The following is a 12455-nucleotide window of genomic DNA, read 5'->3' on the forward strand; positions in this document are numbered from 1 at the left end:
TTATTCCATCTTTTTAACCCTTTACAGAACCTAGTAATGCCCCTTTGTTGAAATGCTTTTGAATAAATGGATAGACAAGCAGAACGGGAATGGTCGCCACGACGATGACCGCCATTTTAATGGTTTGGTCTGGCGGCGGTGTTGATGAGCCCATATCTGACATATCTCCCTGCATACCGCTTGATACAATGACGATTTGTCTTAACAGGACCTGAATCGGCCATTTCACTGAATCGTTTAAATATAAAATGGCTGTCATGTACGTATTCCAATACGTCACGGCATAAAAAAGTGAAATCGTCGCAATAGCTGGCAAAGAAAGTGGCAGCACAATTTTAAAGAAGATCCCTAAGTCGTTACAGCCGTCCATCTTCGCTGATTCTTCAAGGCTTGCCGGAATGTTTTGAAAGAAGTTTTTCAAAATGATCAAATTGAATGCATTGATGGCCACTGGCAGAATGAGTGACCAGTAAGTATCAAGCAGCCCAAGTGTTTTCACGACAATAAACGTCGGAATCATCCCTCCGCTAAACAGCATCGTGAAGACAACGAGAAACATGAGGGTTCTTCGGCCCTTTAGCTCCTGACGAGACAGCCCATACGCCATAAGTGAGGACAAAAACATGCTGACCGCTGTTCCAACGAGTGTCACAAGAATGGATACAATCAGGCTGCGATACACAATATCTGTAGAAAAGATATAGCGATAGGCCTCTAGAGAAAACGTCGTTGGAAACAAAATAAACTTCTTTGAGATGACCTCTTCTACTGTCGCAAAAGAGGCGGCAATGACATGGATGAACGGGAGCACACATATTAATGCGAACATGAGTAGAAAAGAGTAATTAAATACATTGAACAATCGGCCTTTAATAGAACGATCTATGTTCATCACGCCCTTTCTTTGTAAGCGTTATCATTTCGTCTGAACATAAGCTGCAGCCTTTGACGATATCGTGATTAAAATGTAACAAACGGGGAAAGAAAGCGTCTATAATCATCATGACAGACCACAGAGATGATCATGCCATTCGTGCTTTTAGCCTCATCAATGAAAAGAAAAAGATCATGAGCTAATGTCATGATTATGCCCTATGCCTGATCGTTTTCTTTCAGAATTTCTGCCGTATTGACATCTGGCCTGTAGCCTAACTCCAGCTTCGTTTTCTCAGTAGACCAAGGTTTTCCTTCGTTTTCTGATACGGCATAATAAGTCCCGAATGGAACGTCCGTTTCGATGGCAGCCTTGATCATGCCGAAAAGGTCTTCATGTGAAAAAAGCGTTCGTTTCGTTCTTTTTTTAGTGTGCAATCCTTCCATCTCATCTGTCACGACGGTTCCAATTCTCAAATTGATGACAGACATACCTGTTTGATCGTGAAACAAACGCCCAAGCTGTTCGGAAGCAAATTTTAAAATGCCATACACATTTTTCGTTGCTGGTACATCATCAGTCGTAATTTCTCGCCCTAGTAAGGAGTGACCATCTTTTTCATAGCGATCTGTCACATGATTACTGCTTGCAAAAATGACTTTTGGAATGCTTAACCTGGTCGCTGAACGAAACATATTATACGTGCTTATCCAAAACACCTCATTCATTTTTGCAAACTCCTTTTCATTCATCACATCATGCGTCATGTCTATGTTTAAAAGATGAATGATCACATCTGTATCTCTTGGAATGGCTTGAAACAACTCCTCTTCAATTGCCGCATTTGCCATGATGACTTCTTCTACACACCTTGTTTGATCAATGATGGTCAGGTCATACTCCAAAGAGAGCTCTTTAGTTAATAAACGTCCGATGACACCACATCCGCCAATCATGGTGATTTTTTTCATCTGTTTCCTCCTTCATCTTCTATCGGAGTAGTATGTCCATGCCGTCTATTGATTACAGCCACTTTTTCAAAAAACGTGTAGCCTCGTGGCGCATAGCAGCCGTTTCAAAATGACCTGCATGTAGACCTATAAGCTGATAACGTTCCTTTAAGGAAGCAGCTTGATAGGCTTGACTTAATGTCTGTTGAATTCGTCCAACACCTTCAGCAGGTGTAAGCTGATCATGCTTTCCAACTAAGCTTAAATGCGGTCTTGGGAAAATCATTTCTTGGATGTCAGCTGCTGTAAAGTGCTTAGCTAAGCTCGGTACATAATAGTAAAAACCGTGTCTATCTAAATGATTCTTTTCAATCAATGTGTGATGATCAACCTGTGCGCAAAGATCCACACACACACTGACCCTCTCATCAAGTGCTGCCGTCCACCATGAAAGAAGGCCGCCCATTGACATCCCAAAAACAGCTAAACGCTCTGGAAGCACATCAGAGCGGGACAGCAAATAATCAATTGCACACATGCTCTCATACAGCATCATGCCCCACATCACTTTTCCTGTTAACAGCATTTCTTTGAAAATTTCACTTTCTGTTCTCCCCCTTCTTTCACCAAATCCCGCATGATCAATCGCCAACACACTATAGCCTTTTGAAGTGAATTCTTTTGCGTATGAAGGCGCTTGCAAATAATGAGCCCCCTTCAATAACTCTTCTTTCCCATCCACATAATTCCCACCATGAGAATGCTGGAACAAGACAACAGGCCTTTTTTTCACTGTATCTTTCGGCTTCACAAAATAAGCCGGAACTTCCTCCACCCCATGAATAGAGAGAATGAGTGTTTCTACTAAGTACGATTCACGTTCCTCAATCTTTAACGTATACGCCTCTACACGATGGCGCTCCGGCATTTCCCCTAATAAACTGAGCAGTTGTTCACGTTTGCTTTCCTTTTCCATTGACGTCACTCCTCATTTTCTTGATCAACTTGTTAAATACGAGATTGATGGAGGAATTACCTTGTTTTCGACAAAATTATGTCCCGGGAAATAAACAACACCCATCGGCTGATACCGATGGGTGCGTTCATTAGTTTGCGACAATATTGACAAGTTTTCCAGGAACCGCAATCACTTTACGGATTGTTTTCCCTTCAAGCTGTTCTTTTATCCGTGCATCATTTTTCGCAAGCTCTTCTAGCTGCTCTTTTGTTGCATCAGCAGGAACCGTTAATTTTGCTTTCACTTTTCCATTTAACTGTACGACAATTTCCACTTCATCATCGACAAGTTTTGACTCATCATATTGCGGCCATGCTTCATAAGAAATAGACCCTTCATGACCAAGTTTATTCCAAAGCTCTTCCGCTACATGCGGTGCAATTGGAGAAAGAAGTTTCACAAAGCCTTCTGCATATTCTTTCGGCAGTGTGTCAGCCTTGTATGCATCGTTGATGAACACCATTAATTGTGAAATCCCAGTATTGAAACGTAAGCCTTCATAATGATCTGTTACCTTCATGACGGTTTCATGGTAGCTTCGCTCTAATGGCCCGCCAGATTGCTCTGTCACTTTATCACTGATGGAGCCATCTTCATTTGTAAACAGACGCCATACACGATCTAGGAAACGACGAGCACCATCAAGACCTGTTTCAGACCAAGCAATTGACGCATCTAAAGGCCCCATGAACATTTCATACAGTCTTAATGTATCTGCACCATGAGATTCTACGATATCATCTGGATTGACAACATTCCCTTTTGATTTACTCATTTTTTCATTATTTTCACCAAGAATCATTCCTTGGTTGAACAATTTCATGAACGGTTCTTTTGTTGGAACAACACCAATATCATACAAGAATTTATGCCAGAATCGTGCATATAGCAGATGAAGCACAGCATGTTCTGCTCCACCAATATACACATCAACCGGAAGCCATTTCTTTAGCTTTTCAGGCGATGCAAGTTCTTCTGTGTTATGTGGATCAATATAACGTAAGAAGTACCAGCAGCTACCTGCCCATTGTGGCATCGTATTCGTTTCACGGCGTCCTTTTTTACCTGTCACTGGATCGACGACCTCTACCCAATCTTTAATATTCGCTAAAGGTGATTCACCTGTTCCACTTGGCTTAATCTCCGTCGTCTTAGGCAAAATCAGTGGAAGCTCTTCCTCTGAAACAGCTGAAGATGTTCCGTCCTCCCAATGAATAATTGGAATTGGCTCTCCCCAGTAACGCTGACGGCTGAACAGCCAGTCTCTTAAACGATAAGTGACTTTCTTTTCACCTTTTTGATGTTCTTCCAGCCATGCAATCGCTTTTTCAATTGCTTCTTCTTTCCCTAAGCCGTTTAAGAAATCAGAGTTGATGTGCTTTCCATCACCTGTGTAAGCTTCTTTGTCAATGTCTCCACCTTCGACAACCTCTTTGATTGGAAGATCGAATGTTTTGGCGAATTCATAATCACGCTCATCATGAGCAGGAACTGCCATAATCGCTCCAGTGCCATATGTGGCTAACACATAATCTGCAATCCAGATCGGCATCTTTTCCCCATTCAATGGATTGATGGCATAAGCACCTGTGAAAATGCCCGTTTTCGTTTTAGCAAGATCTGTTCGTTCTAAGTCACTCTTAGATTGAATTTCTTTGATATATGCTTCAACTGCTTCTTTTTGAGCAGCTGTTGTAATTTTTTCAACTAGTGCATGCTCTGGTGCAAGAACGGCATATGTTGCACCAAATAGTGTATCAGGACGTGTTGTAAACACCGTAAACTGTTCGTCATGTCCTTCTACTTCGAAGTGAACATGTGCACCTTCAGAACGTCCAATCCAGTTGCGCTGCATGTCTTTGATGCTTTCAGGCCAATCAATGTCTTCTAAATCTTCTAATAGCCTGTCCGCATATGCTGTAATTTTTAGCATCCATTGCTTCATTGGACGTCTTTCAACAGGATGTCCTCCGCGCTCACTTTTCCCATCAATGACTTCTTCATTTGCAAGGACTGTACCAAGTGCTGGGCACCAGTTTACAGGTACTTCATCAATATACGCCAATCCTTTTTCGTACAATTTCAAGAAAATCCACTGCGTCCATTTATAATAATTCGGATCTGTCGTGTTAATTTCTCGATCCCAATCATACGAGAAGCCCAATGATTGAATTTGGCGGCGGAAATTATTAATGTTCTCTTCTGTAAATGCAGCTGGATCATTTCCTGTATCCAGCGCATATTGTTCCGCTGGAAGACCAAATGCGTCCCATCCCATTGGATGAAGAACATCGTATCCCTGCATACGTTTCATACGTGATAAAATATCCGTTGCTGTGTATCCTTCAGGATGCCCTACATGAAGCCCTGCTCCTGATGGATAAGGAAACATATCTAGCGCATAAAACTTTGGTTTATCTTCCGAGTCAGATGTGGCGAATGTTTTATGTGTCAGCCAATAATCCTGCCACTTCTTTTCAATTTCCCGATGCTGAAAACTCAATGTGAAAACCTCCTTTAATATGTACGGCTTTATCTGCTCAGATGACCACTGCAAGAATTCAGATTTTTCTAAAATCAACAAAAAACCCTCATCCCTGGAAAGGGACGAGAGATTTTTTGGTTCCCGCGGTACCACCCTTGTTAGCGTCATGAACTGTTCATACGCTCACTTAATATCTTTAACGCAGACATGCGACAGAAGCTTTAACGCAACTGCAACTCTGAGGCGAGTTCAGAAGCAGATTTGATTGACTTTCACCAGCCGTCAATTCTCTAAAGACAAATGCTGCTTTCCTACTACTCCTCTTCACTGTTCTTATCGTAACCGTCATCTAAGTAGTATTTTATAGAATTATGATCATAAGTGCAAGCAGGTTTGTATACAATGGGAATGTACCCTAGACTAGGGTAAAGTGAGGATATTATTCGTGTGGAGATCGGTTATGACGGTTGGAGCCTGCATCCTGTGAACGTTCTTCTCTCACAAAATCGAAGCTTCGCAGAACTGCTTCTCCTCCGTAACCTGAAATAATGGATAAGATGATCAAGTGCAGACTAGATTCGGGATTTGAGGATAAGACAAGCAGTGTAGCAGCAATCATCCCAACGAGCCAATCTTCAATAAACCCTAGATAAATAAACTTCTTTGTCATTCTGGGCTTCTCTAGCCTGCCTTTTTTCTTTACGTGACCGAGAATGCCCATGACCCCTCCAATGGCGCAAGCAATAATGACTTGTTGCAGCATTTTCATCACCTTCCTAAAGCCCTTAGAATAGTAAAGCGACTTCAGGCTGTCCAGCCCCCTGTAATGCCATTCTGCTGTTCCGTCATAATCCATGTAAAAGGTCTATTCTCTCTAACGAAGAAAAAAAGCTTGTTTCTTCCATTATATGTGAATGACCCAAAAACAATCTTGATGCATTGGAATCATTTTTACCTAATCCATATTAACTATTTTTGTCATTTTATGAATTTTCCTCAAATGATCCCTTCTTTTTCTAATGAAAAGTCTCCTTACTTACTCTATTCTAATGGAGGACAAACTATGATGACAAATTTAACAAAACGATTGCAATCATTGAAACAGAACATATGTTATGTTACGTTTAAAAAGAATTCATTTGGTTTTAAAAAAACCATCTTAAATGTCTGATAGTAGCAGCAAAGGAGGGTAATATGGTCAGCTCGAACATCTTCGGCTTGCAAAAACAGCTTGAACTCATAAAAAAAGCGCTGGATCATGCGCGGATTGGTGTTGTCATTACAGACCCTTCTTTAGAGGATAACCCTATTGTTTATGTGAATCATGGCTTTACACAAATGACTGGATACAAACCAGATGAGATTCTTGGACGTAATTGTCGATTCCTCCAAGGAAAAGACACAAATCAAGAGCAACTTGACTTAATACGTCACGGAATTCAACACAAAACACCTATTACCACACAGCTCAAAAATTATAAAAAAGACGGTACTTTTTTTTGGAATGAACTCAATATAGATCCTCTATACATTGAACAAGATGACAAAACATTTTTTATTGGCTTTCAAAAGGACATTACAAAGCAGAAAGAATATGAACAACTCCTAGAAGATTCCTTACAGGAAGTCACCTCTCTGTCGACGCCAATTGTCCCAATCAAAAATGGTGTTTCCGCTCTTCCACTCATCGGAAAATTATCAGAAGAACGCTTTGATGCCATCGTCGCGAAGTTAACTTGTATATTAGAAGATTCAAAGGATGATTATTTAATTGTCGATCTTTCTGGTTTAATTGATGTCGATGATTCCGTTGCAGCGCGAATTTTCAAACTGCATCACCTGCTGAACTTAACTGGAACTGAACTCATCATCACTGGGATCAAACCACAGCTTGCGATGAAAATGAAAGACTTAGATACAGACTTCCAGAATACGATCACTTATTTAACAGTAAAAGAAGCAATCAAAGGATTGCCATTAGCTGAAAACCCTGTTTAAACAGGGTTTTTTTAATTGAACCGCTCCCCAAAATGGAAAAATGAGGTATGATAGGTATAAATAGCGATATAGGGGGGCTGCCAGATGATGATGTTACTCATCATAGGTCTTTTATGTATTTGTTTCGCCATAGGATATGCCGTCAATTTCTTATTACTTAAACACCAAAATCAACAAATCTTTTCAAAAAAACTCTTCTATCCTTTTTTGACCATTGGTCTTGTTTTTTCTATTATGTCATTACCGTTTGCCGGCACAGGTGCTCCGAAGGCACAAGCAGATCCATCTTCTGAACAGCTGCTGAAAGAGCAAAAACAATTAGCATCTGACATTTCTCGTCTAAAGGAAGACAAAGAAACGCTGACGGCCTCTTTAGAAGACGTGACCAAAGAAAAAGAAAAGCTATCCAAGAAATTAGAAAACATCACCTCCGAAAAGAAGACAGTCAAACAGCAAGAAAAAACCATCCATGAGCTTGAAGAGAAAATAGACAAGCTCACCTCTACAAACGAAACACTCAAAAAAGAACACCAGAAAGTAAACAAAGACACCACGTCATCGGCCCAGCGATCTGCTCCTAAAGATGATGGGGCGAATACTGGCGGTCATGAGTCACAAAAAGAAACAAAAAAAGAATCTGCCGCCTGTAATATTAAAGGAAGTGTCAACGGCATCTATCACACACCGAGCAGCAGATACTACTCACGGACAAAAAACGTGACCAAAATGTTCTGCTCCGTAGAAGAAGCTGAGCGTGCAGGGTACCGGGCACCAAAGCAATAGACATCTTTTGACGATAAAAAAACCTCCTGTCAGCCCAATATAGGTACAGGAGGTTCTTCTTTAAATTTCTCTTCTTAATGCTGTTAATACATTCGTTTTTGTCGCCTTACGTGCTGGATTGAGTCCAGAAATAATGGCAACTCCTGCACTAATCACTGTTGCTGTGACCACAAGGCTTAGCGGTATATAGGAGAAGGTGATCGAGAATTGATCGCTTGATGCTCCCTCAGACATGGAAGACAAAATCGCTGGAATGATTAAATTCACTGCAAAACTAACGATGTACGAGATGATGATCCCGATGATCGATCCAATCACTCCAATATAAGCACTTTCCATGAGGAACATTCGCTTAATAATGGAAGGATTCGCACCAATGGCTTTCATGATCCCAATCTCTTGTGTCCGCTCTGTTACGGCCATTGTCATCGTATTGAAAATGCCGATCGCCGAAATAATGACCGCAATACATCCAACAAAGATGAGTCCAATTTTAAAGACTGTAAAGAACATATCCATTCCTTCAAGCTGATTCGTCACAGAGATGACTTGATAGCCGTCATCTGTCAGCTTATCTGTGAGCGCACCGACATTGTCGAACTTATCAGCATAGACAGACGTCATTTTTTCGACATTTCCAGCATCAGGAGACAGATCGAGCACTTGACTAAATTCTTTTTCATAAGCATTCGGAATAAGAATTTTATGATCCTGCTGCCACTCCAAATTCGGTTTCTTCAATACACCGACGACACGGAAATCGAACGTCTTTTCTTTCACCACTTCATTTTCTTCATTCAGTTTTGGCACCTTGATTTGAATGACTTTGTTTAAAATTTCCTTCGTATAGCCTTTTGGCTCTTCCGGTGTCTCCTCACCATTTGATGTCTGATTCATTTCTTTTTCATAGTCTTTTCGTTCTTTTTCCGTCCAAAGTTGTTCTGCCATATGATACCCAACCACAATTTCATTCGCCGATGTTGGGACTTTTCCACGGTCTAGTTCAAGGCCTGCCTCTTTTTCTTCTTTCATATCTGTCAGTACAGCCTGCGTATCACTTGAGCGATTATCGAGCTCGACGTGAACCGATGGAATGATTGACGTTCTTGCAACGACAGATTTCGCATGATCATATTTCTTTAGATCGTCGACCTTGACGTCCCCTTTTTCTTTGCCTAACACTTTAATTTCTGTGATGATTTGTTGTTTCATGATTTCATCTTGAGCCGATTTTTGCAGACCAAAACCAACCGACGCTAGAACGATTAAGAAAGAGCATGCCATTGTCGTTGCAAGTATGGTCATAAACACACGCAATCTATTTTTCTTCATATTTCTTCTGATGAATTTGACCTGATCTCTAAATTTCAATGGACTGATCCCCTTTCTTTAATACACCATCATGAAGCTGGAACGTTGTGTCTGCGATTAAAGCGACTTCATCGTCATGTGTAATGATGACAAATGTAATTCCTTTTTCACGATTAAGCTGCTGGATAAAGGCTAGAATTTCGCCTTCAGTTTCTGAATCCAGACTGCCTGTTGGCTCATCCGCTAAAATAATAGACGGATTAAGGATCAAGGCTCTTGCAATACTCACACGCTGCTGCTGTCCACCTGACAGTTCATTAGGATAATGTCCTGCGTGATGTTCAAGACCAACTCGTTTCAGCATTTCCTTTACTTTCACTTTTCGCTCAGACGGTTTCACACCTTTTAAAGTGAGCGGAAGTTCAACGTTCTCATATGTTGTTAAACTCCCGATCAATTGAAAGCTTTGAAAGATAAAGCCAAAATGATCTAACCGAAAGTCTGCCCATTCTTTCTCATTAAAGCCAGTCACATTGGTGCCATCAACCATAATTTGTCCGCTTGTTGGCGTAATATATCCCGATATTAAATTCAGTAAAGTTGATTTCCCCGAACCGCTTCGTCCGACGATACATGCAATTTCGCCTCTTTTAATAGACAAATCAATGTCTTTGAGCACAGGAATCTCGTTCTCCCTGCCCTTTTTCCCAATTTTAAACACATGATCTAACGATTGAATTTGAATCATCTCTACTCCCCTGCTCTCTGTTTATCTTTTTCGATAGATTAAGAAATAACTCGTCAGTGCGCCTACAGCTCCACCGATTAACATGCCAGCGATATAACCAAAAATGGAATTGTCTGAAGAAAATCCAACCCAGCCAAATCCTAGAACACCGAAGGCAATGACCAATATCTGAATGGGCCTATCCATTTTAGGGTAAACAAAGAATCGTCCATTTCGTTCAACTGGATGTTTAATAAAACTAAACAAACCAATGAGATAAAATACGATTAGCATCACAATTGGCACGATGAATTCTACACCTGTAAACCAAATTGGATTTTCAACTAAATTTCGAAATTGAAAACGGTCTGTTATATAAGTAATTGGAGCTATGGGCATAATAAAGTAGTCATAACTGATATCAACCCAACTTCTATCCGTTTTTAATAAATAGTCTAAATGAAACATCGGTAGCCAAATTAATAAATAAGGTAAAATTGATGTACTGAATGTAACAATGGCTTGACTAATTGCGCTTCCTGTTAAAGCACCTGCTGCAAGACACAAACTATAAAACATTAAGGTGGACACAAGTGCAATCAAATAACCACTGTTAAACGCAATCGTATATTGTGGTTGAATGCATAAAATGAGTATATAAGTAAAGACATATGACAATACATGAACAAGCGTGATAATTCCGGCACCTAGGAAAAACTTTGTGTGATAAATGGTCGTTCTGCTAAACGGCAAAGATAAAGTAAAATCAATTTGCCCTTTATTTCTTTCAAAACCCAACTGGGTAATTGCAAAAATTAAACTCATCGTCCATGAAAAGGTGATAAACATATCAGAACCGAAATCATAATAAAAGTAATTATCGAGTGGTGTACAAGTCGGATCGTTTAAACAAGTTTGAAAGGATGAGTATCCCATTAAAAAGGATAATGGCGTCGCAAAGACCGCAACAAGCATCACTAAAATGAATGTCAGCTCAGACTGCTTCCATTCCTTATATAACAATTGCCGCTTTACCATCTGCGTTTCCCTCCAAACTTTGCAATGAATACTTCTTCTAAATTTACAGGCAGTTCATGCCAGACTTTTGGTTCAAGCGATTTCAAATACTCTTTTGCTTCTTCATCTGTTTTGAGTACAAGTGCTGTATAGAACACACCCGCTTGATCTAAGATGGCAACGCCTTTTTTTCTAATACTTAAGTTCATATCCTCTTCAAATGCCATCTGGATTTTGACGTAGTCATTCTTTAATTCATCTAAATCCATAACACTTGTGAGCTGATTTCCTTCCAAAAACCCGATTCGGTTACACATACGCTCAATATCCTCTAAACGGTGCGATGTAATTAAAATCGTTGTTTGTCGTTCTGCCACCTCGTCAATCATCAGCTGAAGAACGTCATTTCTTGTGACTGCATCAATCCCGTCTGTCGGCTCATCTAACAAAATGACTGCTGGTTTGATGGCAAAACTTAAAATGAGAGACAGCTGTTTCTTTAAACCTGTCGACAATTCACGGTATTTCACTTTTTCCGGAATCTCATACCGGTTCACAAGCTCATTGGCATATGTCACGTCAAACTTTGGATACAGTTGTTTTAACAGCTTCACAAGCTGTCCATAATTGTACCGGTCAAAGTAGGGATTTACGACTGGCATATACACAATATTTTGCTTCACTAACGGGTGGTCTTTTACGAGTACATCTTTAAAATAAATCTCTCCTTCATCTGGAAGAAGGATTTGCTGAATCAAGCGAAGAAGTGTTGTTTTACCAGAGCCATTCCGACCAAGCAGACCAAAGATCTCTCCTTCGCCTATCTTGAAGGAAACGTTGCTGAGTACTTCACGTCCATTTAATTTCTTTGATACATTTCTGACCTCAATCAACTTGGTTTCCTCCTTTTAGACTTGAGCCGATCTCCTCCAACCACTCTTTGAGTTGATGAATATCAATACCGGCATAATGAGCTTCAATAATGAGTTGCCTTAATTGCTCCTTCATCTCTAACACCTTCCCTTCATTCAGCTTTAACTGTGCACCTTCTGTCACATACGTTCCACGGCCTCTTAATGTTTCAATAATTCCTTCCCGTTCAAGCTCTTTATACGCTTTGCTGACGGTGTTTGGATTCGCAATAATAATGGTGGCAAGCTCTCTCACAGAGGGCAGTTTGTCACCTGGTTTCATCACGCCTTTTAAGCACAAAATTTTTAACTGCTCAATGATTTGTTCATATATTGGTGCAGCGCTTCTTGGATCTATTTGAATCATGATGGCTCCCTCTT

Annotated in this window: 12 protein-coding genes and 1 other annotated feature; of the genes, 2 read left to right on the plus strand and 10 right to left on the minus strand. The window is 40.4% G+C overall.

Going from position 1 to position 12455, the window contains the following annotated elements:
* Positions 1-13 precede the first annotated feature (13 nt).
* The 5 genes from NST09_RS13885 to NST09_RS13905 all read right to left on the minus strand — a co-directional run bounded on the left by NST09_RS13885 (position 14) and on the right by NST09_RS13905 (position 6096).
* Positions 14-874 carry a carbohydrate ABC transporter permease gene (locus tag NST09_RS13885; RefSeq protein ID WP_098680761.1) on the minus strand — a complete coding sequence of 287 codons (861 nt, stop codon included), beginning with the start codon at positions 872-874 and terminating at the stop codon, positions 14-16.
* 218 nt (positions 875-1092) lie between these two features.
* On the minus strand, positions 1093-1845 hold the full coding sequence (locus tag NST09_RS13890; protein ID WP_342493062.1) for an NAD(P)-dependent oxidoreductase: 753 nt from the start codon (positions 1843-1845) through the stop codon (positions 1093-1095).
* 52 nt (positions 1846-1897) lie between these two features.
* Positions 1898-2800, minus strand: coding sequence for a dienelactone hydrolase family protein (locus tag NST09_RS13895; RefSeq protein ID WP_007501875.1), 903 nt, complete (start codon positions 2798-2800; stop codon positions 1898-1900).
* A 130-nt stretch (positions 2801-2930) separates the two neighbouring features.
* On the minus strand, positions 2931-5345 hold the full coding sequence (gene leuS, locus NST09_RS13900; RefSeq protein WP_048003423.1) for a leucine--tRNA ligase: 2415 nt from the start codon (positions 5343-5345) through the stop codon (positions 2931-2933).
* A gap of 97 nt (positions 5346-5442) precedes the next feature.
* Positions 5443-5664, minus strand: a binding site (T-box leader).
* A gap of 102 nt (positions 5665-5766) precedes the next feature.
* Positions 5767-6096 (minus strand): DUF4257 domain-containing protein, encoded by a 330-nt coding sequence (locus tag NST09_RS13905; RefSeq protein WP_008343006.1) that lies wholly within the window; start codon positions 6094-6096, stop codon positions 5767-5769.
* 425 nt (positions 6097-6521) lie between these two features.
* Here NST09_RS13905 and NST09_RS13910 point away from each other — a divergent pair, with 425 nt between their 5' ends.
* A complete protein-coding gene (locus NST09_RS13910) occupies positions 6522-7325 on the plus strand; it encodes an STAS domain-containing protein (protein WP_050827596.1) in 804 nt (267 codons plus the stop codon).
* Positions 7326-7409: 84 nt separating this feature from the next.
* On the plus strand, positions 7410-8108 hold the full coding sequence (locus NST09_RS13915; protein WP_048001445.1) for a m protein repeat family protein: 699 nt from the start codon (positions 7410-7412) through the stop codon (positions 8106-8108).
* A 60-nt stretch (positions 8109-8168) separates the two neighbouring features.
* On the opposite strand, the gene NST09_RS13920 is transcribed toward NST09_RS13915, so the two are convergent.
* The 5 genes from NST09_RS13920 to NST09_RS13940 are packed head-to-tail and all read right to left on the minus strand — an operon-like array spanning position 8169 to position 12441.
* On the minus strand, positions 8169-9479 hold the full coding sequence (locus tag NST09_RS13920; protein WP_007501887.1) for an ABC transporter permease: 1311 nt from the start codon (positions 9477-9479) through the stop codon (positions 8169-8171).
* Positions 9469-10167, minus strand: coding sequence for an ABC transporter ATP-binding protein (locus tag NST09_RS13925; RefSeq protein ID WP_236810031.1), 699 nt, complete (start codon positions 10165-10167; stop codon positions 9469-9471). Before NST09_RS13925 ends, NST09_RS13920 begins: the two co-directional genes overlap by 11 nt.
* Before the next feature lie 21 nt (positions 10168-10188).
* Complete coding sequence (locus NST09_RS13930) at positions 10189-11184, minus strand: ABC transporter ATP-binding protein (RefSeq protein WP_017358352.1); 996 nt, start codon at positions 11182-11184, stop codon at positions 10189-10191.
* The gene (locus NST09_RS13935) at positions 11178-12056 is read right to left on the minus strand and encodes an ABC transporter ATP-binding protein (RefSeq protein ID WP_007501894.1); all 879 of its coding nucleotides are present in this window, start codon (positions 12054-12056) and stop codon (positions 11178-11180) included. Before NST09_RS13935 ends, NST09_RS13930 begins: the two co-directional genes overlap by 7 nt.
* Positions 12049-12441, minus strand: a complete 393-nt coding sequence (locus NST09_RS13940; RefSeq protein ID WP_017358353.1) for a GntR family transcriptional regulator — start codon at positions 12439-12441, stop codon at positions 12049-12051. Before NST09_RS13940 ends, NST09_RS13935 begins: the two co-directional genes overlap by 8 nt.
* Between the last annotated feature and the right edge of the window lie 14 nt (positions 12442-12455).

The organism is Bacillus sp. FSL W7-1346 (assembly GCF_038593335.1).
In the GTDB taxonomy this organism is placed as follows: domain Bacteria; phylum Bacillota; class Bacilli; order Bacillales; family Bacillaceae; genus Bacillus; species Bacillus altitudinis.

Excerpts from the sequence above, each read along its gene's own strand:
- NST09_RS13890 (WP_342493062.1), bottom strand. The coding sequence starts at position 1,845 with ATGAAAAAAATCACCATGATTGGCGGATGTGGTGTCATCGGACGTTTA.
- NST09_RS13895 (WP_007501875.1), bottom strand. The coding sequence starts at position 2,800 with ATGGAAAAGGAAAGCAAACGTGAACAACTGCTCAGTTTATTAGGGGAA.
- NST09_RS13905 (WP_008343006.1), bottom strand. The coding sequence starts at position 6,096 with ATGAAAATGCTGCAACAAGTCATTATTGCTTGCGCCATTGGAGGGGTC.
- NST09_RS13910 (WP_050827596.1), top strand. The coding sequence starts at position 6,522 with ATGGTCAGCTCGAACATCTTCGGCTTGCAAAAACAGCTTGAACTCATA.
- NST09_RS13915 (WP_048001445.1), top strand. The coding sequence starts at position 7,410 with ATGATGATGTTACTCATCATAGGTCTTTTATGTATTTGTTTCGCCATA.
- NST09_RS13925 (WP_236810031.1), bottom strand. The coding sequence starts at position 10,167 with ATGATTCAAATTCAATCGTTAGATCATGTGTTTAAAATTGGGAAAAAG.
- NST09_RS13930 (WP_017358352.1), bottom strand. The coding sequence starts at position 11,184 with ATGGTAAAGCGGCAATTGTTATATAAGGAATGGAAGCAGTCTGAGCTG.
- NST09_RS13940 (WP_017358353.1), bottom strand. The coding sequence starts at position 12,441 with ATGATTCAAATAGATCCAAGAAGCGCTGCACCAATATATGAACAAATC.